The following is a 24,828-nucleotide window of genomic DNA, read 5'->3' as shown; positions in this document are numbered from 1 at the left end:
AGTCGATCGGCTCTGGATGTACTCAGGCTGGCTCTCCTCAGAAGATGTAGTCGGTGGTCAGGAAGCTCGAACTGCGGCCACTGATGATCTCGCTGATCAGGTCCTTGTTGGTCTCCTGGAACTTGGTGGCCACCAGCGTGCGGATCGAAAACACCCGCAGTGCGTCATGCACCGACAGGGTGCCTTCGGCCGAGTTCTTGCGACCATTGAAGGGGTAGGTGTCCGGGCCACGCTGGCATTGGGCATTGAGGTTGATGCGCCCGACCTGGTTGGCAAAGGTGTCCACCAGCCGGCCGACCGCCACCGGATTGGTGCCGAAGATGCTCAACTGCTGGCCGAAGTCCGACTCCAGTACGTAGTCGATCACGGTATCCAGATGACGGTACGGCACGATGGGGATGACCGGGCCGAACTGCTCTTCCTGATAAACCCGCATCTGCGGCGTAACCGGGTACAGCACCGCCGGGTAGAAGAACGACGCCCGGGCCTCGCCACCGTTGGGGTTGACCACCCTGGCGCCTTTGCTCTCGGCATCCGCCACCAGTGCGTGCAGGTAGTCGACCTTGCCCGATTCCGGCAGGGGCGTCAGGGCGACGCCACTTTCCCAGGGCATGCCGGGCTTGAGGTTGGCGAGCCTGGCATTGAATTTGTCGATGAAGGACTCGACCACGTCTTCGTGGACAAACAGGATCTTCAGGGCCGTACAGCGCTGGCCATTGAAGGACAGCGAACCGGTCACCGCTTCACTGACCGCATTGTCCAGGTCCACTTCCGGCAGGACGATGCCCGGGTTCTTCGCATCCAGGCCCAGCGCCGCGCGCAAGCGGTGGGGTTTGGGATGGAGTTTTTTCAGGTCGCTGGCGGCCTTGTTGGTGCCGATGAAGGCAAAGATGTCGATCTTGCCGCTGGCCATCAACGCACTGACCGTTTCGCGGCCGCTGCCATAGATGACGTTGATCACCCCGGCCGGGAAGCTGTCGCGGAAGGCTTCCAGCAGCGGGCGAATCAGCAGCACGCCGAGTTTCGCCGGTTTGAACACCACGGTGTTGCCCATGATCAGCGCCGGGATCAGCGTGGTGAAGGTTTCGTTCAACGGATAGTTGTAAGGCCCCATGCACAGGGCGACGCCCAGCGGCACGCGGCGGATCTGGCCGAGGGTGTCCTGTTCCAGTTCGAAACGGCTGGAGCGGCGGTCGAGCTCTTTCAGCGCGTTGATGGTGTCGACGATGTAGTCGCAGGTGCGGTCGAACTCCTTTTCCGAGTCCTTGAGGTTCTTGCCGATTTCCCACATCAGCAACTTGACCACGGCGTCGCGCTGTTCGCGCATGCGCCCGAGGAAGGTTTCGACGTGCTGGATGCGCTCGGCGACGCGCATGGTCGGCCACAATCCCTGGCCGCGGTCGTAGGCGCGCACGGCAGCGTCGAGGGCGGTCAATGCGGTGTCGGCATCGAGCAGCGGCGTGCTGCCGAGTATCACTTGTTCGTCGCCATCGGCACCCGTCAGGTACACCGGGCTGCGGACTTGGGCCAGTGGCCCGTTCCAGGTTCTCAGTACGCCATCGACCAGGTACTCACGCTGTTCGGTCTGGCCGTCGAGGCGGTACTTTTCCGGGATGTCGGCGGGGCTCGGGAACAGGTTCTGGAGAATATTGGCTGTGGTCATGTCGCTACCCCTCTGGATTGGGTGATGCACTGATGAATCGTTTTAGCAGACCTCAGCAACCCTTGTCATGACTCATCTCAGCGTTTTGTCGTTCGCGGATCTATCGGCGCCCTCCGTCATGGCCTCAGAAGCGCCCCTTGTTGGCCCCCAATGCCCTCAACCCGCCCGGGTGGAGTGCCTTAGTGTTGAGCTCTCCTTGATCACAACAATAAAGCTGCACCCGGCCGACCGGGCAGCCCATGAGAGGACAGCCATGCGGGCAAGCCGATTAACTGAAAAGCCTAGCCTTTGTTTGGCCTTGGCGGGGGGCGTCTTTGCGGCGTTGCTGGCGGGGTGCGGCGAAGAGCCGAAAAACCCGCCGACCCGCAGCGAAGCTGGTGCCGCGAGGCCCGCCGACGCCGAGCTGGCCCAGGTCTACGACAACAGCTGCAAACTTTGCCACGCCAACCCGGCGGCCGGGGCACCACTGACCGGCGACATCAAGGCCTGGGCGCCACGGGTGCTGCAGGGCGCCGACACGCTGCTCGATCACGCGATCAACGGCTACAACGGCATGCCGCCAATGGGCATGTGCATGCAGTGTTCGCAGGAACAGTTCCTGGCGCTGATTGCCTTTATGTCCGGCCAGCAAATCCAATAACAAGAACGGCAGGGTGCGATTCATGACGATGGACCTGACACGGCGTCAGTTGTTGCAACGGGCGAGCGTCATCGGCGCCTTTACCGCGCTCGGCTCAGCCCCGGCGCTGGCCGAGTTGCTGCGCGCGCCGCGGTTGATTCCCTGGCGCAACTGGTCGGGCGGCCAGAGCTGCCTGCCGGCGGCGCGGCTGGCGCCCAAGAACCTGGATGAATTGACCCAAGTGGTGCGTCAGGCCCCCGGCAAGATCCGCCCGGTGGGTTCGGCGCATTCCTTCAGCGCGCTGGTGCCCACCGACGGCACCTTGCTGTCGCTGAGCTATTTTTCGGGGTTGCTCGATCACGATCCGAAAACCCTGCAAGCCGAGTTCGCCGCCGGCACGCCGATGTCACGCATGGGCATACCGCTCAAGGACATCGGCCAGGCCCTGCAAAACATGGCCGACATCGATTACCAGACCCTCGCCGGCGCAATCTCGACCTCGACCCACGGAACCGGAAAGCACTTTCAATCCTATTCGGCGCATGTCTGCGGCTTGCAGTTGGTGACCGCCAGCGGCGAGGTGCTGGATTGCGATGCCAATCGCCATCCTGAGGTGTTCAGCGCCGCCCGGGTGTCGCTGGGAGCGTTGGGCGTGGCAACCCGGGTGCGCCTGCAAAACCGCCCGGCGTACCGCTTGAGGGAGCGGCAGTGGATCGCCAAAACCGAAGAGCTGCTCGAAGACCTGGACAAGAACACCCGGGAAAACCAGCACTGGGAAATGCTTGTGGTGACCCATTCCGACTACGCCTTGTCGATCGCCCTGAACGAAACCACCGACCCGGCCACACCGCCGGTCCCGGCGGATGAGGAGGGTGGCAACGAGTTTGTCACCCTGATCGAGAAGATCGACAAGTACGCCAGCGACTTCCCGGACCTGCGCCGCACGATGCTCAATAACCTGCGCCACCTGGCCAGCTTCGATGACCGGGTGGGTGACTCGTTCGACATCTACGCCAACGTGCGCACGGTGCGCTTCAACGAGATGGAGTATTCCGTGCCGGCCGAATACGGCCCGGCCTGTTTGCGCGAGATCCTCAAGCTGATCCAGGACAAAGACCTGCGCACCTGGTTCCCCATCGAATACCGTTACGTCAAGGCCGATGACATTCCCTTGAGCATGTTCGAAGGCCGCGACAGCTGTTCGATTTCGGTCCACCAGCATTACCAGATGGATCATCACAACTTCTTCGCCGCCATCGAGCCGATTTTCTGGAAGTACAACGGTCGGCCGCATTGGGGCAAGTTGCACACGCTGAACGCGAAAAACCTGCAGCCGCTGTACCCGCGCTGGCAGGAGTTCATCCAGGTGCGGCAGGCACTCGACCCCAGCGGCAAATTCCTCAATGCGCATTTGTCATCGATCCTGGGGGTGAGCTGATGGCCGTCAATCGCCGTAATTTCATGCTGGGTGCCGCAGGCGTCGGCGCCTTGTTGGCGGGTGTCGGGGCGTGGCTGCGGCCGGGTGACCGAGGTGCGCCCTACAGCGACTATTTCCGCCTGCTCAACCGCGAGCTCAAGGACCACGGGCCGATGCGGCCGGTGATGCTGATCGACCTTGATCGGCTGGATCACAACATCGACGTGGTGATGCAATCGGTCAAGCGTGGCGGCAAACACCTGCGGCTGGTGGAAAAATCGCTGCCGGCACCGGGGCTTCTGGCCTACATCGCCCAGCGCGCCGGCACGCAACGCCTGATGTCGTTTCACCAACCCTTTCTCAATCATGATGCCGTGCAGTTTCCCGAGGCCGATATTCTGTTGGGCAAGCCGCTGCCGGTGCGTTCGGCCGAGTTGTTCTATCAGTCGCACAAGGGGCCTTTCGACCCTTCGAAGCAATTGCAATGGCTGCTCGATACGCCAGAGCGTTTGCAGCAATACCTCGCCCTGGCTCAGGGGCTGGGCACGCGAGTGCGGGTGAACATCGAGCTGGATGTCGGGCTGCATCGCGGCGGTATCAGCGACCTGGGCGTACTGGGGCAGATGCTGACGCTGATCAGCCAGCACCCGCAGCACCTGGAGTTCGCCGGGTTCATGGGCTACGACCCGTTCGTGGGCATGGGCGTGCCGGGGATTCTGGGTTCGCCCGAAGAGCTGTTCGCCAAGGTGATGATGATCTACCAGCGCTGCGTCGATTTCACCCGTCAGCAATACCCCGGTTTATGGCGAGAAGGATTGACCCTCAATACGGCCGGCAGCCCGAGCTATCGCCTGCATGAGCAAGAGCAGCTCAGCAGCGAAGTGTCGGTGGGGACGGCGATGCTCAAGCCCACTCACTATGACTTGCCGTCGCTGGTGGAGCATGTGCCAGCGGCTTATATCGCTACGCCGGTGTTGAAGAGTACGGGGGCGGTGAACATTCCGGCGCTGGACGACAAGTCCAGGCTGTTTTCCTGGTGGGACACCAATCAGCGCGAGACGTTTTTTATCTACGGCGGCAACTGGATGGCGGAGTTCGAATCGCCGGCGGGGTTGCAGAGCAATGGTGTGTATGGCCGCAGTTCGAACCAGGAGATGGTCAATGGTTCGGCGGCGGTGGGGCTTGGGGTTGAGGACCAGGTGTTCTTGCGGCCTGCCCAGACGGAGGCGGTGTTGTTGCAGTTTGGGGATCTGCTGGCGGTTCGGGGTGGGAAGATTGTGGATAGCTGGTCGGTGTATTCCTGAAGGATCTTTTGTGGAGGTGCCACCGCCTTCGCGAGCAAGCCCGCTCCCACAGGGGAATGCATTCCAAATGTGGGAGCGGGCTTGCTCGCGAAGGCGTCAGCTCAGTCAAAACGCATACGGAATACTGACCTTGGCCCAAAGCATTTCCCCTTCAGGCCGGTTTTCCACGTCGAACTCCTTGGCCCAGCGAATCTCCGCGCTGGCGTATTTGAGAAAGGTCCAGTGCAGCGCCGGACCAATCGCAAACACCTGGCCACGCACCCCGTCGTTCACGTCCTGGCCGTTGAACTGCACGGTGTGGCCGAACTGTTTGTCATCGGTGGTTTGCTTGAGGTAGTAGCCGTTCAGCCCGAACATCAGGTCGTCGGTGATCTTGAAACTGGCGGAGTAGTCGATGTGGAAAATCTGCCCCGACTTGTAATCGGTGTCCTTGTTTTTCTCGTTGAAACTGTAGGTGGTCTTCATCGACACCTCGGTTCTGTCCGTCGGCAGCCAGGTGAAGGAGAACAGTGGTTTGTAGGTGTAGAAGTTGTTGCTGGTGTTGGCCAGGCGATCGACGCTGTATTCGCCGGTCGGCACCGTGACTTCAATGGCGGCACCAAGGGTCAGGTTCGGGCCCATGTCCCAGAGAATGATCGGCGCGATGGTGGTGTCGCCCATGCCTTCGCGGGTGTCCTGCGGCAGGCCGAACACCGAGACTTCCTGCTTGAGCCATGGCTGCGCGATGTAGCCGGCCAGCCGGCCGCCAAACACGCGCACCGGGCTGAGGTAATCCAGGCGCGGAATGACGGCCGTGGATTCGATCTCGACGTTCGGCACCTTGCCGCCGAGGGAGCTGATGTTCAGCTTCGTGGATTTGTAGTGGTTGTAGTAGAGGTTGAACGCAACCATGTTGTCCGGAAGGCTGTCGGGCGACAGCGGCAACATGAAAAAGCCGTCGGTGCCGGGGCCGATGTTGTCCACGCCAGCCTCGGTGGCCAGGGCCGGTTGCAGGGCGCAGACGCCGGCCAGGCTGATGACCATCAGGGGAAGTGTCGTGCGAGTCGCGATCATGGGTGTACTCATTATTATTGTTGGCGGGCTGTCCGGCATCCCTACGAGGGCCGCCCCATAGAAATAAGCTGTCCGCGCCCTGCAAGGCAGGGTATTGGCGGCCATTTAGGGGGACTTCTGCGGACAGCCTTTGAACGCTGTGCTAACTTCCTTCGACATAACCGGTTACAAAAATAAGAATGCAGCTCGTCCCGGAATGTATGGCCCCATGCAAATGAAAGTGATCGATCCCACCTTCGAATTGGCGCTGGTGTCGCCGTTTCTCCTGCAAACCCTGGCCGAAGTCGCCGAGCACAAAGGCATCGACCCCCAGAGCCTGTGCCGGGGGTTGGGGTTTGACTTTGAAGACCTTCAGGATCCGGCGCAGCGCATTTCCTATCGCCAGGCCGTGGCCATGATTCAGCGTGCGCTCAAGGCCTTGCCCAATCAGGGGCTGGGCCTGTGGGTCGGCGCGCAGAATGTGCTCGGCACGCTGGGGCTGTTGGGGCATGTGTTGTCGCTGTGCAAGACCCTGCGCGATGCCTTTGAACTGGGCATTCGCCATCAACACACCTCGGGCGGCATTGTCGTGTCCAGTGTGGAGGAGGCGGGTGACCGGGTATTTGTCGACGTCGAATGCCGCTTGCCGTTCGCCGACGTGCAGTTGTTCGCGGTCGAGGAGTTTTTCGCCAGCCTGCTGGTGTACGGCCGGGCCCTGGTTGGGGCGGATTTCAAGCCGATGGCCGTGGAATTCATCCATGCGGCGCCGGACTATCTCGGCGAATATTCGCGCCTGCTGGGGCCGGAAGTGCGTTTCGGTTGCCTGCAAAACCGCATGGTGATCGATGGGCATTGGCTGGACGTCCAGTTGCCCAATCACCACTCCCTGGCCCTGCGTCAGGCTGTGAAACTGCTCGAACTGGAAGCCGCGCAGGTGCACCAGAAAATGGACCTGATCCAGGCGGTGGAACGGGCGATTGCCCGGGACCTGACCGAGGGCAGCCACATCGAGAAAATCGCCAGCGACCTGAACATGAGCAGCCGCACCTTGCGTCGGCGCCTCACCGAACACGCGCTGACGTTCGAAACACTGCTGGAACAAGTGCGCCAGGCCCGCACCATGAGCCTGCTGGCCAACCCGGACATGTCCATCGAACGCATCACCGAGGAAGTCGGCTACAGCGATGTACGCAGCTTTCGCCGGGCGTTCAAGCGCTGGACCGGCATGAGCCCGAGTGCGTTCCGCAGTGAAAGCCCCAGCGTAGTCTGATCCTTCTGTGGTGAGCGGTTTCTGTGGTGAGTAGGACTCTGTGGTGAGCGGGCTTCTGTGGCGAGGGGGCTTGCCCCCGTTGGAGCGCGAAGCGGTCCCCTACATTTCCAGTCATACCGAGGCGGCAGGTTTTGGGGCGGCTTCGCAACCCAACGGGGGCAAGCCCCCTCGCCACAGAAGCCCGCTCACCCAGAGTCCTACTCACCACAGAAGCCCCCTTTGCCACAGGTTCTTGACCTCCATCGGCACACAAAACCTCACACACCGGTTAAACTCCATGCTCTTTTTCAAGGAGTTCATATGAGTCATTACCAGCCGGGCATTCTCGCCACCCCCGTTCCTCCTCAAGCCCGCCATATGTTCTTCGCGCTCGAATCCGCCGCTGCACTGCCGGCCGCGCTGGATAACCTGCAAGGGCTGGTGGACGGCAAGTCGGTGGTGGCCGGCTTCGGCGAGTCCCTGGTCAAGGCGCTGGACGGGCAGATCGAAGGACTGCGGCCGTTCCCGGCGCTGACGGGCGTCGGCGTCGACAATCCGTCGACCCAACACGCGCTCTGGTGCTGGCTGCACGGCGAAGACCGTGGCGAGTTGCTCAACCGCAGCAACGCCATCACCGCGGCATTGGCCCCGGCGTTGCGTCTGGTGCAGATGAACGAAACCTTCCGCCACATGACCGGCCATGACCTGACCGGCTACGAAGATGGCACCGAAAACCCCCACGACGAAGCCGCAGTAGCTGCTGCACTGGTGGCTGAAGGCGCGGACGGCACGGTGGGTGGCAGCTTCGCCGCGATCCAGCAGTGGCAGCATGACCTGAAAGGTTTCCACGGGCTGTCGGCGGATGAGAAAGACAACATCATGGGCCGCCGCCTGAGCGATAACGAAGAGATCGACGATGCGCCGGTTTCCGCCCACGTCAAACGTACCGCCCAGGAAAGTTTTGCGCCCGAGGCCTTTGTGGTGCGCCGCTCGATGCCGTGGATCGAAGGTGACCGCGCCGGCCTGATGTTCCTGGCCTTCGGTTTCTCCCTCGACGCCTTCGAAGCCCAACTGCGCCGCATGAGTGGCCTGGAAGATGGCATCACCGACGGCCTGTACCGCATCAGCCGTCCGGTCACCGGCGGCTACTACTGGTGCCCGCCGCTCAAGGACGGTCGACTGGACCTGCGCGCATTGCGTATCGACTGAACAGCAAGGAGAGCGTATGAACCTGGTGCGCTGGGGCATGATCGGTTGTGGCAGTGTCGCTGAACGCAAAAGCGCACCGGCCTTCTACAAGGCGCCTGGATCGGCGCTGGTGGCGGTGATGGGGCGGCGCCTGGAAGCCGTCACCGACTACGCCGCGCGCCACGGAATCGCGCGGGTCTACACCGATGCGCATGCGCTGATCAACGATCCCGAGGTCGACGCCGTATACATCGCCACTCCGCCCGACAGCCATCACGCCTATGCCTTGCAGGTGGCCGCCGCCGGCAAGCATTGCTGCGTCGAGAAACCGATGGCGCTCAACGCCGGGCAAAGTCGCGAGATGCAGCAGGTGTTCGCCGATGCCGGGCTGCATCTGTTCGTGTCCTATTACCGGCGTTCGCTGCCACGCTTCCGGCAAGTGCGGCAATGGCTGGAGGAGGGGCGGATCGGTGAGGTCCGGCACTTGAGCTGGACTCTCACCAAAACCCCGTCGGCAGCGGATCTTGCGGGCGCGAATAATTGGCGTACCGATCCGGCGATTGCCGGTGGTGGCTACTTCGCCGATCTGGCCAGCCATGGCCTGGACCTGTTTCAGTACCTGTTTGGCGATATCGTCGAAGTCGCCGGGTTCACCGCACGGCAGGCCGGTTTGTACGCGGCCGAAGATGCCGTCAGCGCCACCTGGCGGTTTGCCGGCGGGGCACTGGGGATGGGTTGCTGGAACTTCGCCGCCGATCGCCGAGAAGACCGGGTCGAAGTGATTGGCAGTCAAGGCCGGATCAGCTTTTCAGTGTTCGACGAGCACCCGGTCGAGCTGCACGCCGACGAGGACCTCAGCCTGACCATCGAGCATCACGCGCACATTCAGTGGCACCACGTGTTGGGCATGAATGCGCATATTCGTGGTGAGGTGCAGCATCCGGCTGCGGCCGCAGAGGCGCTGAAGACCGATTGGGTGATGGACCGGATCCTCAAGCGCGGCTGAGCGGGGTCAAAAGATCGCAGCCTGCGGCAGCTCTTGTAGGAGCTGCCGCAGGCTGCGATCTTTTGCTTTTACCGGTGAATCTAACCTTATGCGCATTCGGTATTTCTCAAGCGTGTCATAACCTCTCTAAGATCACGTCATAACTCGTTATAACAAGTGATCTGCCATGACCGATAACGTTCTATCCCTCAGCAGCGTCCCGCTGCACACCCAGCTGCGAGACGTGCTGCGCGCCCGCATTCTCGACGGCGAATACCCGCAAGACAGCCAGATGCCTTCCGAAAGCGAGCTTGGCGCCTTGTTCAAGGTCAGCCGCATCACCGTGCGCCAGGCCTTGGGTGACCTGCAAAAGGAAGGGCTGATCTTCAAGATCCACGGCAAGGGCACTTTCGTCGCCAAGCCGAAAACCTTCCAGAACGTCAGCACCCTGCAAGGCCTGGCCGAGTCCATGACCGGTCGCGGCTACGAGGTGATCAACCGCCTGCGCAGCTTCAAGTTCATTGCTGCCGACAAGTTGGTCGCCGAGCGTTTGCAGGTCGCCGAAGGCGAGGTCGTGGCGCAGATCAAACGGGTGCGCCTGATCAATCGCGAGCCGATTTCCCTGGAAATCACCTACCTGCCCAAAGCTGTTGGTGAGCGCCTGGAAAAAGCCGACCTGGTCACCCGCGACATTTTCCTGATCCTGGAAAACGACTGCGGCCTGGCGCTCGGTCACGCTGACCTGGCCATCGATGCGGTACTGGCCGACAGCGACCTGACCCAGGCGCTGAACGTCGAGCCCGGTTCGCCGATCATGCGCATCGAGCGTCTGACCCACGACGCCGAAGGCCGGCCAGTGGATTTCGAACACCTTTACTACCGTGGCGATGCCTTCCAGTACCGCCTGCGGATCGACCGGCAAAAAGGGGATCAGGCATGACGCGCAGCACGTTGGAGCAGGAATACGACATCGTCGTGATCGGCGGCGGTACCGCCGGGCCGATGGCGGCGATCAAGGCCAAGGAACGCAACCGCGACCTGCGGGTGTTGTTGATCGACAAGGCCAACGTCAAGCGCAGCGGTGCGATCAGCATGGGCATGGACGGCCTGAACAACGCGATCATTCCCGGCCACTCGACACCGGAGCAGTACACCAAGGAAATCACCATCGCCAACGACGGCATCGTCAACCAGGCCGCGGTGTACGCCTATGCCACCCACAGCTTCGAAACCATCGAGCAACTGGACCGCTGGGGCGTGAAGTTCGAGAAGGACGAAACCGGCGACTACGCGGTGAAGAAGGTCCACCACATGGGCGCTTACGTGTTGCCGATGCCGGAGGGGCACGACATCAAGAAAGTCCTGTACCGCCAGTTGAAGCGCGCGCGGGTGAGTATCACCAATCGCCTGGTGTGCACGCGTTTGCTGACGGATGAAGAGGGCGCGGTCAACGGCGTGATGGGTTTCGATTGCCGCACGGCGGACTTCCATGTGATCAAGGCCAAGGCGGTCATCCTCGCCTGCGGTGCCGCCGGCCGCCTGGGCCTGCCGTCCTCGGGTTACCTGATGGGCACCTACGAAAACCCGACCAATGCCGGCGACGGCTACTCGATGGCCTACCACGCCGGGGCCGAGCTGGCGAACCTGGAATGCTTCCAGATCAATCCGCTGATCAAGGATTACAACGGCCCGGCCTGCGCCTACGTCACCGGCCCCCTGGGTGGTTACACAGCCAACAACAAGGGCGAACGCTTCATCGAGTGCGACTACTGGAGCGGGCAGATGATGTGGGAGTTCCATCAGGAGCTGGAAAGCGGCAACGGCCCGGTGTTCCTCAAGCTCGATCACCTGGCCGAGGAAACCATCCAGAACATCGAAGAGATCCTGCACAGCAACGAGCGTCCGAGCCGTGGCCAGTTCCATGCCAATCGCGGCACCGACTACCGCACGCAGATGGTCGAGATGCACATCTCGGAAATCGGCTTTTGCAGCGGACATTCGGCGTCGGGGGTGTGGGTCAACGAGAAGGCCGAGACCTCGGTCAAGGGCTTGTACTCGGCGGGGGACATGGCGGCAGTGCCGCACAACTACATGCTCGGTGCGTTCACCTATGGCTGGTTTGCCGGCAACAACGCGGCGGATTTTGTCGCCGGGCGTGAGTTTTCCGCGCTGGATGCCGCGCAGATCGAAAGCGAAAAACAGCGGGTCTATGCACCGCTGGACCGCGAACACGGCCTGCCACCGGCCCAGGTCGAGTACAAGCTGCGGCGCTTCGTCAACGACTACCTGCAACCGCCGAAAGTGACGAAGAAGATGCAGATCGGCCTGCAACGCTTCAGCGACATCCAGCGCGACCTCGACCAGATCAAGGCCCACAACGCCCACGAGCTGATGCGCGCCATGGAAGTCAGCATGATCCGCGACTGCGCCGAAATGGCCGCCCGCGCTTCATTGTTCCGCGCTGAAAGCCGCTGGGGGCTTTACCACCATCGCGTCGATCACCCCCAGCGCAACGACCGCGACTGGTTTTGCCATTGCCACCTGAAGAAGGACGAAAACGGTTTGATGAGCAGTTTCAGGAAAGCCGTCGAGCCTTACATCATCCCGCTGGATGCCGACGAGATGCAGGCCTACGACCGGCTGCGGGTCGGTGCCGATGCGGCTTGATGCCGACCACAAAAGAGAGACCGAACATGGCTTACCAACCCCAGGAAATCTTCTTCCGCTCCAACGCACCGGTCACGGTCGATGAGGACAAATGCATCGCCCACAAAGGCTGCACCGTGTGCGTCGACGTTTGCCCGATGGACCTGCTGGCGATCAACCCCGCCACGCAAAAGGCCTACATGGCGTTCGACGAATGCTGGTACTGCATGCCCTGTGAAAAGGATTGCCCGACCGGGGCGGTGAAAGTCGAAATCCCGTACCTGCTGCGCTGAAACACATATCAAATGTGGGAGCGGGCTTGCTCGCGAAAGCGGTGGGTCAGTCGACATCAATGTTGAATGTCAGTCCGCCTTCGCGAGCAAGTCGAATCGTCGCACCGCCGCTCCCACAGGGGATCGTGACCAGTTCAAATAATTTTTAAAGCCATCCGGCCACCACCGGACGCCTGATCCAGAACACCCCTCGTTTCCCACCACGCCCTGATCGTGGCGGAGACGAACATCCTATAAATGATTCGAGGGGAAACACTCATGATGTTGCGTGCAGCTTTGGCCGGTCTGGTACTGGCTTCCTTCACCCTGTCGGCCTCGGCCGAAACCATCCGCATTGCCATCGGCACCCAGGACACCACCATCAACTGCGCCGCCGGTGGCCTGTTGATTCGCGAACTCGGCCTGCTGGACAAATACCTGCCCCACGACGGCCCCTACAAAGACGCCCAATACGAGGTGCAGTGGAAAAACTTCACCAGCGGCGCACCGCTGACCAATGAGATGGTCGCCGGCAAACTCGACTTCGGCGCCATGGCTGATTTCCCCGGCGCGTTCAACGGCGTGGCCTTCGAAACGGCGGGCAAGCACAGCCTGTTCATCAGCGTGTTGTCGGGCAGCACCAAGGGCAGTGGCAACGGCATCGTGGTGCCGAGCGCGTCGGGCGTGCAGTCGCTGGCCGAACTCAAGGGCAAGACGATTTCCGTGCCGTTCGCTTCCACCGCCCATGGCATGCTGCTGCGCGCTGTCGCGGCCCAGGGCTGGGACCCGCTCAAGGACGTGAACATCATCGCCCAGCCGCCGGAAGTCGCCGGCTCCGCGTTGCAGGCCGGCAAGATCGATGCTCACGCCGACTTCGTACCCTTCGCCGAGCTGTTCCCCAGCCGTGGTTTCGCCCGCAAGATCTATGACGGCTCCCAGGCCGATGCGCCGACCTTTCACGGTGCGCTGGTGGATCAGGCCTATGCGAAAAAGTACCCGGAAATCGTCGTCGCCTACTTGCGGGCGAGTATCGAAGCCAACCAGTTGCTGGCGGCTGAACCGGAGAAATACAGCGAGTTGATCGCCAAGGTCACCGGGGTCGATGCCGAGGTCAACTACCTGTTCCATGGCCCCCTCGGCGTGCAGACCCGCGACCTGAGCTGGAAGCCGGAATACCGCCAGGCCGTGGGCACCGCCATCGATACCCTCAAGCTGTTGAAGAAGGCCGATCGCGGTCTCGATCTCAACACCTTCATCGACGACCAGTACATCCGCGCCGCCTTCAAGGCTTCGAATCTGGACTACAGCGCGCAGCTTGGAAATTACCAGCAGACGCCGCTCAAGGCCGTCGATGCGGCAAGCGGCAAAGCCATCACCGAATTCAGCCATGTGGCGGAAATCTGGGTGCGTGGCGAGCCGAAAGTCCGTCAGTACGCCTCGGCGGAATTGGCATTTACCGCGCTGACAGCGTTGAAACAGGAAGGCAAGAGCATCCGTGCGGTGTACACCCAGGCCAGCGACAGCGGGATCAAGTTGCTGGCGGATCAGGCGTGGTTTGCCACCGACGGGAAAGGGCGGCTGAGCGCGTTCCTGCTCAAAGGCCAGGCCCAACAGTTCGCCACGGCGCAGGGCGGCAAGGTATTCGACTTCACCGATGCCACGACCCAGGCCGTGGCCGCTCGCTAACCCCTAGAACGACTCGATCAAATGTGGGAGCGGGCTTGCTCGCGAAAGCGGTGGGTCAGTCGACATCAATGTTGAATGTCCGACCGCTTTCGCGAGCAAGCCCGCTCCCACAAGGGTCCAGGGTTGTGAGGAAGAATTGTGTACCGATCATTCTTACGCTGGATTCCCAGAGCCGCTTCACTGCTGCTCTGCCTGCTGTTCTGGCAACTTGCCGCCAGCCACCACTGGAACCTTGGCCTGGTGACCTTCGCCAACGTCCCGACACCCTTGGCGGTCATTGAAGCCGCTCTTGGCCTCGGCGACTCGGGCAAACTCGCCCAGCACCTGAGCAGCAGCCTCGGCCGGGTATTCGCCGGCTACCTCGCGGCGCTGATCATCGGTGTGGCCCTGGGCCTGGCCATCGGCCGCTCGAAATGGGCCGAAGATCTGTTGCTGCCGCCCCTGGAAGTGCTGCGGCCGATCCCGGCCGTGGCCTGGATTCCCCTGGCGATCCTGATGTTTCCCTCGTCGGAACTGTCGATGGTGTTCATCACCTTCACCGGCGCCCTGTTCCCGATCCTGCTCAACACCGTTCACGGCGTCGAAGGCGTCGACCCACGGCTGATCGCCTCGGCGAAAAGCCTCGGGGCAGGGCGCCGGGCCATCCTGCTGGAGGTCGTTCTACCGGGCGCGGCGCCGAGCATCATCACCGGCCTGGCCATCGGCATGGGCACCTCGTGGTTCTGCCTGGTGACGGCGGAAATGATCTCCGGCCAATTCGGCATCGGCTATTACACCTGGGAGTCCTACACCATCCAGAACTACGCCGACATTGTCGTCGGCATGTTGCTGATCGGCGTGCTCGGCATGGGCAGCAGCCTGTTGATCAAGCGTCTGGGCGGGCTGTTCACGCCTTGGCATCGACCACGAGGAAAAGCCTGATGAGCGTTTTTCAACACCTGGAAGGGCGTATCGATATCCGCGGGTTGTCGATCAGCCTGGGCGAGGGCCACGGGGCTTTCGAAGCGGTGCAGGGCCTCGACTGCCAGATTGAACCGGGGCAGTTCGTGTGCATCCTCGGGCCGTCCGGTTGCGGTAAATCCACCTTGCTCGGCGCGCTGGCCGGTCACCTGCAACCGCGCACCGGCAGCTTGAGCGTGGATGGCGCGCCGGTGTCGGGGCCATCGCCACAACGGGGCATGGTGTTCCAGCAGCACACACTGTTTCCGTGGCGCACGGTGCGTGACAACGTGGCGTTCGGCCTGAAAATGCGTGGCGTCGGCAAGGTCGAACGGCTCAAGGCGGCGGATGAAATCCTCGCCCTGGTGGGCCTCGAAGGCTTTGCCGGGCGTTGGCCCGATCAATTGTCCGGTGGCATGCAGCAGCGGGTGGAAATCGCCCGGGTGCTGGTCAACCGTCCGCGCCTGTTGCTGATGGACGAGCCCTTCGGCGCCCTCGATGCCCTGACCCGGTTGAACATGCAGGAACTGCTGCTGGACATCTGGACGCGCATCCGCACCACCGTGGTGTTTGTCACCCATGACATCGACGAAGCGCTGTTCCTCGCCGACCGCTTGCTGGTCATGAGCTCGCGCCCCGGGCGAATCATCGAAGACCTGCGTCTGGACTTCCCCCGGCCGCGCAGCACGGAACTGATGACCCGCCCTGAATTCTCGCATCTGAAGCGCCATTGCCTCGAACTCCTGCGGCACGAAGACGGCCGGCAACTGCCGCGCCTGAACCCGCTCGGACTTCCCCCTGAAAACAAACTGCCGCGATTTGCCCTATGACCTCACTATTCGATGTAACCGATAACGACGACATTCTGGCCCTGCAACCACGGCTGACCGATGACGACCCCGGCGTACGCCGGATCGCGCTGATCGAACTGGCCGATCTCGAGGAGCCGGACGGCCTGCAGTGGTTGATCGATCGACTGGCCGAAGACCCGAGTGCAGACGTTCGCGCCGAAGCCGCCCGGTTGATGGAAGCCTGGGAGGACGCGCCCGTGGTCGAAGCCTTGTGCCAGGCCCTGACGGATCCATCCCCGGCGGTGCAGGCGGCCGCTGCGCAAAGCCTCAGCCTGCTCAAGAGCGAAGCGGCGGGCCGGGTCATTCTGCCGTGGACCGGGCATGCCGACAGCGGCGTACGCATTGCCGCGTTCAGGGCGTTGCGCGAGCTGCGTTGCCCCGATGCCGCCGATGCGGCGGCCCGGGCATTGGACGATGAAAGCGCTAGCGTGCGCCGCGAGGCGGTGGGGGTGCTTGGCTGGCTCAAGCAGCTTGATGCCTTGCCGGCACTGGCGCAGTTGGCCAGCGCCGACCCGGACACCGACGTGCGGCGAGCCGCCACCGGTGCGCTGGGCCTGGCGTCTGACGCCCTGGTGCTGCCGGCCCTGCGCCAGGCCTTGCGGGACGATGCCTGGCAAGTCCGGGAAGAAGCCGCCACCACCCTGGGCAAAGTCGGCCACCCCGACGCCGGCCCGGCCCTGGTCGACGCCTTGGGCGACGATTACTGGCAGGTGCGTCTGCGCGCCACCCGCAGCCTCGGTCGCTTGCGTTTTGTACCTGCGCTCGATGCGCTGATCGACACCCTCGGCCACCGCATCAGCAACTTGCGCAAGGAAGCCGCGCTGGCCCTCGGCGAACTCAACGACCCACGGGCCATTGCGCCATTGCAGGCCGCACAACACGACGGCGACCCGGAAGTGCGCAAGGCCGTGCGCATTGCCTTGAGTCAACTGCAATGAATCCGCTGGCGGTGGGTAACTCCCGCAGCAAACAACAACTGCGCCTGAACTGGCCCGATGGTCGCGAACAACTGCTGGACCACGCCGAGTTGCGCCGGCAGTGCCCGTGTTCGCAGTGTCGGGCGTTTCGATTGCGGGGGGCGGCGCCGTTGGTGGATGCCCGGGTGCGGGTGATCGAGTTGAACCCCCAGGGCTATGGCCTGCAACTGGTCTTCAGCGATGGGCATGAGCGGGGGATTTATCCGTGGGCGTATCTGGCTGGACTTACCGACTGAATCGAATTCCATTCCTCATCGGGAGTTGTCGCGGTCTGCGGCAGCTCCCCCCGCGTACGCTTCCGGTGGTTTATGTTGCGAATACAGGTTCAGTAACGGCCCGGATAAACGCATCGTCCACAGTGTTTACTCCATACTTCTGCATGAACTCACTGCCGCTGTTAAAGCGATTGAAGCGTTGCTGGCTGATCATATAAAAATAATCACAATGGTTAATGACTTCATCAACATTGTGCGAGGAAACCAGAATGGCGTGCCCTCCCTGGCAGCGCCGTGAAGACATTGCCAGATATAGTGACGAAATTCCGGGTCTACGCCGGCAGTAGGTTCGTCGAGAATCACAAAATCTGCAGATATTGAAAGAAGGGAAAGCGTAAAGAACCAGCGTGTCTCTCCGTAGCTGCACAGCGATGATTTTTTGTTCCATATGTCCTGGTATCGGTTAACGATCGCTGGGCTCCAGGCACTTAGTTTCTTCAGGGTTTTATCTTGCGTCATGGGCTCGTTTGATGACAGCGCAGTCACCATCTTAAATATGTCACGCATGCGCAGCGGTGGGGGCGTGGAGATGATTTGGGAAAGGTATAAAAAGTGATTGAAGTCGTTTTTTATGAGGCCGGATTTTGCTTTTTTAAGGTCGCAGACGATATCGAAAAAGGTTGTTTTTCCCGATCCGTTGGGCCCCAGAATGCCGACAATGTCGCCTTGAGCAACCTCAAGAGATGCCCGGGTCAAGAGGGGCGTATCTGTATAGGAGAAGTCAATGTTCTGCGCCGTGAATTTTTTCATCAGTACCTGCTCCATACGGGATTTATTCTTAGGTGCTTGAACGTTTTGTACAGTACAAAAATAAACAAAAGAACTATTGCAGCTGTGATGAGTTTGTTGGATTCAAGGCCTTGTTCCATTATTTGGCTTGCAAGTGTCAGTGGGTTTGCGAGGTTCAATACGTCGGTGATGGGGTTTGGTCTGCTGGCACTCATGACTCCGAGGATCAACATGCAGAACGAAAAAATGGAAAGCAAAGTGTTCGAGTTCTGAAAATTGATCGGTAGCAATGAGAAGGCAGCCCCGAGAGCGCAAAACATGATAAAGCAGATGTAGAAGCGTGGTGCGAGATTCAGTAGTTCACCGAGGGCGTAGTTTCCAAATGGAAGCTTGGTCGTCAAGTAAAAGGTTGCGCAATAAGATATTGATATTAGCGAGTGCGCAATGAAGTGCGATAAAAGAAAAATCAGTTTTGATTCCCTGGAGCAAATAAATGATCGGGTGAATCCGCTTTCCCTTCTTCCGATTATGTAAAAGGCGAATCCGAATAGTGCGACACTTGAAGAGATGTAGGCATAAAACCATGCCGAAATCGTAATGTAATTGCCGGAGAAATAGTTGGGGTCTTGCCTGGTTGTTGCAAAAAAATAGAACATTGCACAAGGGGATATCATGATCCAGAAAAAGGCGATGGTTTTTTTTAGTTGTTCTTTGATGAATATGGAGGTTAGGGAGAGCGCTCTGGGTAAAATGTTTTTAGTCATTGAATGGTGCCACCCTGAGGTTGTTTTTTTTTAGTTAGCTTTCGTTTGTGGTTTGCTGCCGGGTATTGATTAGTTGATTTTGGCGTTGGGTGCAAGTGATGTTGTAGGGGGGTTTCTTATGGCTTTTTAAGATATCTCCTACATGTGATTGGGAAACTTAATGGTTCTAGTGGGTGCGGGTTCAAATGTGGATCCGTGGAATTCCTTTTTGAAACGGTGTTTTAGTTTTCGGCACACAGAAATGATCTTGCTATTCTGAGTAAAGTATTTCTGTAGGAGTAAGTGCGCGTTTTGTACTTTTGTATGGATTTTTATTTTCTTCAAATGCTGATTTTTTCAGAAAGGCGACGAGCGGCAGGTTTTATCCGTGGACTGAACCGGCCTCCTGTAGGAGCTGCCGCAGGCTGCGATCTTTTTGCTCTGGCCTCAAGAGATCGCAGCCTCGTTTCACTCGACAGCTCCTACAAGTCCTTGCCAGGTAAATGCTGAAAGAGTACAAATGTACTCCATGACGACTCTGACTCCCCGCCGTACCGCCATCCTGACCTTCATCCGCGATCGCATCGCCGAGCACGGTCAGCCTCCGAGCCTCGCCGAGATCAGCGAGGCGTTCGGTTTCGCCTCCCGCAGTGTGGCGCGCAAGCATGTGCTGGCGCTGACCGAAGCCGGGTTTATCGAGGTCAACCCGCATCAGGCCCGGGGCATTCGCCTGCTCGGGCAGCCGCCGCGTCCCGAGTTGCTGGACATCCCGGTGCTTGGCCGGGTGGCGGCCGGTGCGCCGATCGGGGTCGATGCGCAAATCCATAGCCGCTTGCTGCTCGATCCGTCGATTTTCTCGCGGGTGCCGGACTACATGTTGCGGGTGCGCGGTGACTCGATGATCGAGGACGGCATTCTCGATGGCGATCTGGTGGGCGTGCACCGCAACCCCGAGGCGCTCAACGGCCAGATCGTCGTGGCGCGGCTCGACGGTGAAGTCACCATCAAGCGCTTCGAGCGGGTCGGCGATGTGGTTCGCCTGCTGCCGCGCAACCCGGCCTACCAGCCGATCATTGTGCACGCCGATCAGGACCTGGCCATCGAAGGCGTGTTCTGTGGCCTGGTGAGGCAAGGCTGATGGGGGCCGTCGTTGCGCTGGATACGCTGTTCAATGGCGGCCAGGTCTGGAGGGGCCGGCCTGCGCCGCCGGCCGCCAGCCCGCAACCCACTGGGCATGCCGCGCTGGACGCGGCATTGCCCAGCGGCGGCTGGCCGGAGGCGGCGCTGACGGAAATCCTGCTGGCCGGGCAGGGCGTGGGCGAGTTGCAACTGGTGTGGCCCACGCTGGCACGGCTGTCGGCGGCGGGCGAACGCATCGTGCTGGTGGCGCCGCCTTATGTGCCGTATCCCCAGGCGTGGCAGGGCGCCGGGGTCGATCTGCGTCAGCTGTCGATCATCCGGGCCAGCGAGCGCGATGCGCTGTGGGCCGCGGAGCAATGCCTGCGTTCGGGCAGTTGCGGCGCGGTGCTGTGCTGGCCGCACAAGGCCGATGACCGCGCCTTGCGTCGTTTGCAGGTGGCGGCGGAAACCGGCCAGACCCTGGCCTTCGCCTATCGTCCCCTCAGTGAAGCGATCAACCCTTCGCCCGCGGCCCTGCGCATCGCCATCGATGCCCGGCCGGCACAGCTGCGCGTGCTCAAGTGCCGCGGCGGCCTGGCCCGTTCGGTGCCGATTGCCTTCGCCGTGGGGCATTGAGGTTGCCATGCGCTGGGTCTGCATTGTTTTCCCGCAATTGGCGCTGGACGCGGCATTGCGTCAGCGCGCCGATCCTGATGAACCCCTGGCGTTGCTGACCGGGCCGGCCCAGCGCCGGGTGCTGCAGGCCGTCAACGCTGCGGCGCGGGCGCTGGGTTTGCGTCCCGGCCAGTCCATGAGCGCGGCACAGGCCTTGAGCAAGGGGTTTGCCACGGCTGAATACGACGCCGGTGAAATCGAGCGCTGGCAGCAGTTTCTCGCCGCCTGGGCCTATCGCTTCAGTTCCCAGGTCAGCGTGCATTACCCCCGGGCCGTGGTGTTCGAGATCGAATCCAGCCTTGGCCTGTTTGGCGCCTGGCCGCAATTCGAAGCGCTTTTGCGCCGTGAGCTCGGCGAACTGGGGTTTCGGCACCGCATCGTGGCCGCGCCCAACCCGGTGGCGGCGCGGGTGCTGGCCAATGCCTATGACGGCCTGGTGGTACCGGATGATCAAGCCTTGCAGCATCACCTGGGGCAGATGCCCGTCGACCGGATCGGCCTCGAAGCACAGGTTGCCACGGCCTTGTCGCGCATGGGCCTGCGCACCTTGAGCCAGGTGCAGGCGTTGCCCCGACATAGCCTGGCCCGGCGTTTCGAGGCCCAGGTGCTCAAGCATCTGGATGCGTTGCTTGGCACGCGGCGGCTGGCGCTGGCGTTTTACCTGCCGCCGGACCGCTTCGATGTGCGTATCGAGCTCAATTTCGATGTGCAGTCCCATCAAGCCCTGCTGTTTCCGTTGCGCCGGTTGACGGGCGACCTGTCGGCGTTCCTGTGCGGTCGCGACAGCGGCGTACAGCGTTTCGACCTGCATCTGGAGCACGCCGGGTTGCCGGATACGCTCATCAAGGTCGGCCTGCTCAGCGCCGAGCGTGATCCGGCGATGCTCTTCGAACTGGCCCGGGGGCGGCTGGAGCAAGTCCAGGTCGAGGCGCCGGTGCGCGGCTTTCGCCTGTGTGCCGAGGATTTGCCGACCTTCGTGCCCCAGCATCAGGAGCTGTTCGACGATCGCCCGCAGCAGTCCTTGCCCTGGGAGCAACTGCGCGAACGCCTGCGGGCACGGCTGGGGGATGACGCGGTGCATGGCTTGCGCTTCCAGGCCGATCATCGCCCCGAGTGCGCGTGGCAGGCCAGTGCCGACAGCCAGCCGTGCGCAGCGCTGGGCGCCGTGAAGCGGCCGGGCTGGCTGCTGACCGAGCCGCTGGCCGTGCACCAGGGCTCGGCGCGCATCCTCATGGGGCCGGAGCGTATCGAGTCCGGCTGGTGGGACGGTGACGACGTACGCCGTGACTATTACCTGATCGAAACCCGTGCCGGCCAACAGGGCTGGGCCTACCGGGCGGTCGACGAGGACGGCCCGTTGTGGTTGCAGGGCTGGTTCGCATGAGCCGCGACTATGCCGAATTGCACTGCCTGTCGAACTTCAGCTTCCAGCGCGGTGCCTCCAGTGCCCTCGAACTGTTCCAGCGCGCGAAAAAACAGGGTTACCAAGCCCTGGCGATCACCGACGAATGTACCCTGGCGGGCATCGTTCGTGCCTGGCAAGCGGCGAAGTCCGTGGAGTTGCCGCTGATCATCGGCAGTGAAATACGCATCGAGAACGGTCCGAAACTGGTGCTGCTGGTGGAGAGCCTCGAGGGCTATCAGGCGCTGTGCCGATTGATCACCCGCGCCCGGCGCCGTACGCAGAAAGGTCAGTATCAGGTGCTGCGCGAAGACTTCGGCGAACCGTTGCCGGGGCTGTTGGCGTTGTGGGTGCCGGACGCTGTCGATGCCTTTGCACAGGGCCACTGGCTCAAGCAGGTCTTCGGTGAACGCCTGTGGCTGGCGGTGCAGTTGCATCGCGGTCAGGACGATGGGCAACGCCTGAGCGATCTGCTCACACTGGCTCGGGAGCTGCGAATTCCAGCCGTGGCCAGTGGCGATGTGCACATGCACGCACGCGGGCGCCGGGCCTTGCAGGACACCATGACCGCGATCCGTCACCACCTGCCGGTGGCCGATGCCGGGTTGCGCCTGCACCCCAACGGCGAGCGCCATCTGCGCAGTCTCGATGTGCTGCAGGCGCTTTATCCGCCAGACTTGCTGGCGCAAACACTGGTCATTGCCCGGCGCTGCACCTTCGACCTCGGCCAGCTGCGTTATCAATACCCTCGCGAACTGGTGCCGCAAGGACACTCGGCCACCTCGTGGCTGCGTCATTTGACCGAGGAAGGCATCGAGTGGCGCTGGCCAAAAGGGCCGAAAAACGAAGTGTTGGTGCAGATCGATAAAGAGCTGCAACTGATCGCCGAACTGGGCTATGAAAGTTATTTCCTGACGGTCCACGACATCGTCCGCTTTGCCCGCCAGCAACAGATTCTTTGCCAGGGTCGTGGTTCTGCCGCCAACTCGGCAGTGTGCTTCGCCCTGGGGATCACCGAAATCGATCCGGATCGCACCACCTTGCTGTTCGAGCGCTTTCTGTCCAGGGAACGTAACGAACCGCCGGACATCGACGTCGATTTCGAACATGAACGCCGCGAAGAAGTCTTGCAGTATGTGTTCCAGCGTTATGGCCGGGCCCGCGCCGCGCTGACGGCGGTGGTCAGCACTTACCACGCCGCCGGTGCGGTACGGGATGTGGCTAAGGCCTTGGGTTTGCCGCCGGACCAGATCAACGCCCTGGCCGATTGCTGCGGTCACTGGAGCGATGAAACGCCCCCCGTCGAGCGCCTGCGCGAAGGTGGTTTTGACCCGCAGAGCCCGGTGCTGCACCGGGTGCTGAGCCTGACGGGGCAGTTGATCGGCTTCCCCCGGCATTTGTCCCAGCACCCCGGCGGTTTCGTGATTTCCGAGCAGCCGCTGGACAGTCTGGTGCCGGTGGAAAACGCCGCCATGGCCGAGCGCACCATCATCCAGTGGGACAAGGATGACCTCGACGCAGTGGGCCTGCTCAAGGTCGATATCCTGGCGCTGGGCATGCTCAGCGCGATTCGTCGATGTTTCGATCTGCTGCGCCGGCACCGGGGCCTGGACCTGAGCCTGGCGACCATCCCGGCCGAGGATGCGGCCACCTACGAAATGATCGGTCGGGCCGACACCATCGGCGTGTTCCAGATCGAGTCCCGGGCGCAGATGTCGATGTTGCCGAGGCTCAGGCCCAAGACGTTTTACGATCTGGTGATCGAGGTCGCCATCGTTCGGCCAGGGCCGATCCAGGGCGGCATGGTGCACCCGTACCTGCGGCGACGGAACAAGGAAGAGCCGGAGGCGTATCCGTCGCCGGAACTGGAAGTGGTGCTCAAGCGCACCCTGGGCGTGCCGCTGTTTCAGGAACAGGTGATGCAGATCGCCATCGTCGCCGCCGACTACAGCCCCGGCGAGGCCGATCAGCTACGCCGCTCCATGGCCGCCTGGAAACGCCATGGCGGACTCGAACCGCACAAGGAGCGGCTGGCCGCCGGCATGAAGAAAAACGGCTATACCGCCGAGTTCGCCGCGCAGATCTTCGAGCAGATCAAGGGCTTTGGCAGCTACGGTTTTCCCGAGTCCCACGCCGCCAGCTTTGCCTTGCTGACTTACGCCAGTTGCTGGTTGAAATGCCACGAGCCGGCGGCCTTCGCCTGTGCGCTGATCAACAGCTGGCCCATGGGGTTCTACAGCCCGGACCAGATTCTGCAGGACGTTCGGCGTCATCATTTGCAGGTTCGCCCGGTGGACGTGCGCGCCAGTGACTGGGACTGCAGCCTGGAGCCGATCAGCGGTGCGCAACCGGCGCTTCGCTTGGGGCTACGCATGATCAAGGGCTTTCGCGAGGACGATGCCCGACGCATCGAAGCGGCCCGCTCGCAAGGCGCGTTCGCCGACATCGCCGACCTCGGTGGGCGGGCGCGGCTCGATGCCCGCGCCCAGGAGCAACTGGCCGATGCCGGCGCGTTGCGTGGCCTGACCGGCGATCGCCACCGGGCGCGCTGGGAAGTGGCTGGGGTGCAAAAGCAGCTGGGGTTGTTTGCCGGCCTGCCGAGCCAGGAGGAGGAAGCGGTGGCGCTGCCCAAACCTACCGTGGGTGAGGACCTGCAAGCCGATTACGCCAGTGTCGGCACCACCCTCGGGCCGCATCCGCTGGCCCTGTTGCGGGGTGAGTTGAAGGCGCGACGCTGCCGCAGTTCGAAAGAACTACTGGACGTCGAGCACGGTCGGCCGGTCAGCGTCGCCGGGCTGGTCACCGGCCGGCAACGCCCGGCCACCGCCAGCGGCGTGACCTTTGTCACCCTCGAGGATGAGTTCGGCAACGTCAACGTGGTGGTATGGCGCGACCTGGCCGAGCGCCAACGCCAGGTGCTGGTCGGCTCGCAGCTGCTCAAGGTCGATGGGCGCTGGGAGAAGGAGGGCGAGGTCCGGCATCTGATCGCCGGACGCTTGAGTGACCTGAGTGCGTTGCTCGATGGCATCACTGTGCGTAGCCGGGACTTTCATTGAG

At 61.9% G+C, this 24,828-nt stretch carries 20 protein-coding genes and 1 pseudogene; 18 read left to right on the top strand and 3 right to left on the bottom strand.

Features of this window, described 5'->3' with window-relative positions; genetic code table 11:
* Window positions 1-37: 37 nt before the first annotated feature.
* On the bottom strand, window positions 38-1,663 hold the full coding sequence (locus tag KW846_RS07975; protein WP_218481871.1) for an NADP-dependent glyceraldehyde-3-phosphate dehydrogenase: 1,626 nt from the start codon (window positions 1,661-1,663) through the stop codon (window positions 38-40).
* Window positions 1,664-1,916: 253 nt separating this feature from the next.
* Between KW846_RS07975 and KW846_RS07970 the strand changes: the two genes are divergently transcribed.
* The 3 genes from KW846_RS07970 (at window position 1,917) to KW846_RS07960 (ending at window position 5,003) form a co-directional block, all read left to right on the top strand.
* Window positions 1,917-2,303 (top strand): cytochrome c5 family protein, encoded by a 387-nt coding sequence (locus tag KW846_RS07970; RefSeq protein WP_218481870.1) that lies wholly within the window; start codon window positions 1,917-1,919, stop codon window positions 2,301-2,303.
* Between the two features lie 22 nt (window positions 2,304-2,325).
* Entirely contained in the window at window positions 2,326-3,720 is a 1,395-nt protein-coding gene (locus KW846_RS07965) for a D-arabinono-1,4-lactone oxidase (protein ID WP_371321730.1), read from the top strand.
* A gap of 74 nt (window positions 3,721-3,794) precedes the next feature.
* Entirely contained in the window at window positions 3,795-5,003 is a 1,209-nt protein-coding gene (locus KW846_RS07960; RefSeq protein ID WP_218481973.1) for a DSD1 family PLP-dependent enzyme, read from the top strand.
* Window positions 5,004-5,108: 105 nt separating this feature from the next.
* Here KW846_RS07960 and KW846_RS07955 read toward each other — a convergent pair whose 3' ends face one another.
* Entirely contained in the window at window positions 5,109-6,026 is a 918-nt protein-coding gene (locus KW846_RS07955; protein WP_256356656.1) for a transporter, read from the bottom strand.
* A gap of 238 nt (window positions 6,027-6,264) precedes the next feature.
* Here KW846_RS07955 and KW846_RS07950 point away from each other — a divergent pair, with 238 nt between their 5' ends.
* The 11 genes from KW846_RS07950 (at window position 6,265) to KW846_RS07900 (ending at window position 17,064) form a co-directional block, all read left to right on the top strand.
* The gene (locus KW846_RS07950; protein ID WP_218481868.1) at window positions 6,265-7,305 is read left to right on the top strand and encodes an AraC family transcriptional regulator; all 1,041 of its coding nucleotides are present in this window, start codon (window positions 6,265-6,267) and stop codon (window positions 7,303-7,305) included.
* 300 nt (window positions 7,306-7,605) lie between these two features.
* Window positions 7,606-8,493, top strand: coding sequence for a Dyp-type peroxidase (locus KW846_RS07945; RefSeq protein ID WP_218481867.1), 888 nt, complete (start codon window positions 7,606-7,608; stop codon window positions 8,491-8,493).
* 16 nt (window positions 8,494-8,509) lie between these two features.
* Window positions 8,510-9,478, top strand: coding sequence for a Gfo/Idh/MocA family protein (locus tag KW846_RS07940; RefSeq protein ID WP_218481866.1), 969 nt, complete (start codon window positions 8,510-8,512; stop codon window positions 9,476-9,478).
* 166 nt (window positions 9,479-9,644) lie between these two features.
* Window positions 9,645-10,397, top strand: coding sequence for a GntR family transcriptional regulator (locus KW846_RS07935; protein ID WP_218481865.1), 753 nt, complete (start codon window positions 9,645-9,647; stop codon window positions 10,395-10,397).
* Window positions 10,394-12,124, top strand: coding sequence for a fumarate reductase/succinate dehydrogenase flavoprotein subunit (locus KW846_RS07930; protein WP_007973338.1), 1,731 nt, complete (start codon window positions 10,394-10,396; stop codon window positions 12,122-12,124). The genes KW846_RS07935 and KW846_RS07930 overlap by 4 nt, the downstream gene beginning before the upstream one ends.
* Window positions 12,125-12,150: 26 nt before the next feature.
* A complete protein-coding gene (locus KW846_RS07925) occupies window positions 12,151-12,396 on the top strand; it encodes a ferredoxin family protein (RefSeq protein WP_003180418.1) in 246 nt (81 codons plus the stop codon).
* A gap of 258 nt (window positions 12,397-12,654) precedes the next feature.
* Window positions 12,655-14,061, top strand: coding sequence for an ABC transporter substrate-binding protein (locus KW846_RS07920; protein ID WP_218481864.1), 1,407 nt, complete (start codon window positions 12,655-12,657; stop codon window positions 14,059-14,061).
* A gap of 138 nt (window positions 14,062-14,199) precedes the next feature.
* Window positions 14,200-14,982: an ABC transporter permease gene (locus tag KW846_RS07915; protein ID WP_218481863.1), complete on the top strand. Its 783-nt coding sequence runs from the start codon at window positions 14,200-14,202 to the stop codon at window positions 14,980-14,982.
* Window positions 14,982-15,830 carry an ABC transporter ATP-binding protein gene (locus KW846_RS07910; protein WP_015094858.1) on the top strand — a complete coding sequence of 283 codons (849 nt, stop codon included), beginning with the start codon at window positions 14,982-14,984 and terminating at the stop codon, window positions 15,828-15,830. Before KW846_RS07915 ends, KW846_RS07910 begins: the two co-directional genes overlap by 1 nt.
* The gene (locus KW846_RS07905) at window positions 15,827-16,789 is read left to right on the top strand and encodes a HEAT repeat domain-containing protein (protein ID WP_218481862.1); all 963 of its coding nucleotides are present in this window, start codon (window positions 15,827-15,829) and stop codon (window positions 16,787-16,789) included. The genes KW846_RS07910 and KW846_RS07905 overlap by 4 nt, the downstream gene beginning before the upstream one ends.
* Window positions 16,786-17,064, top strand: a complete 279-nt coding sequence (locus KW846_RS07900; RefSeq protein ID WP_218481861.1) for a DUF971 domain-containing protein — start codon at window positions 16,786-16,788, stop codon at window positions 17,062-17,064. Before KW846_RS07905 ends, KW846_RS07900 begins: the two co-directional genes overlap by 4 nt.
* Before the next feature lie 70 nt (window positions 17,065-17,134).
* On the opposite strand, the pseudogene KW846_RS07895 reads toward KW846_RS07900, so the two are convergent.
* Window positions 17,135-17,853: pseudogene (locus KW846_RS07895) on the bottom strand (ATP-binding cassette domain-containing protein).
* A 1,242-nt stretch (window positions 17,854-19,095) separates the two neighbouring features.
* Between KW846_RS07895 and lexA the strand changes: the two are divergent.
* From lexA to KW846_RS07875, 4 genes are read left to right on the top strand one after another with little or no spacing between them, the layout of a single operon-like run.
* The gene (lexA, locus tag KW846_RS07890) at window positions 19,096-19,713 is read left to right on the top strand and encodes a transcriptional repressor LexA (protein ID WP_007973328.1); all 618 of its coding nucleotides are present in this window, start codon (window positions 19,096-19,098) and stop codon (window positions 19,711-19,713) included.
* Window positions 19,713-20,330 carry a translesion DNA synthesis-associated protein ImuA gene (imuA, locus tag KW846_RS07885; protein ID WP_218481860.1) on the top strand — a complete coding sequence of 206 codons (618 nt, stop codon included), beginning with the start codon at window positions 19,713-19,715 and terminating at the stop codon, window positions 20,328-20,330. Before lexA ends, imuA begins: the two co-directional genes overlap by 1 nt.
* Window positions 20,331-20,337: 7 nt before the next feature.
* A complete protein-coding gene (locus KW846_RS07880) occupies window positions 20,338-21,753 on the top strand; it encodes a DNA polymerase Y family protein (RefSeq protein WP_218481859.1) in 1,416 nt (471 codons plus the stop codon).
* Window positions 21,729-24,827 carry an error-prone DNA polymerase gene (locus KW846_RS07875; RefSeq protein ID WP_218481858.1) on the top strand — a complete coding sequence of 1,033 codons (3,099 nt, stop codon included), beginning with the start codon at window positions 21,729-21,731 and terminating at the stop codon, window positions 24,825-24,827. The genes KW846_RS07880 and KW846_RS07875 overlap by 25 nt, the downstream gene beginning before the upstream one ends.
* Window position 24,828 lies beyond the last annotated feature (1 nt).

Origin of the sequence: Pseudomonas sp. PDM32 (assembly GCF_019219225.1) — a bacterium.
Classification (GTDB): Bacteria; Pseudomonadota; Gammaproteobacteria; order Pseudomonadales; family Pseudomonadaceae; genus Aquipseudomonas; species Aquipseudomonas laurylsulfatiphila.
Note: the sequence above shows the minus strand (reverse complement) of the source record. Positions and strands in the feature narration are given on the sequence as shown.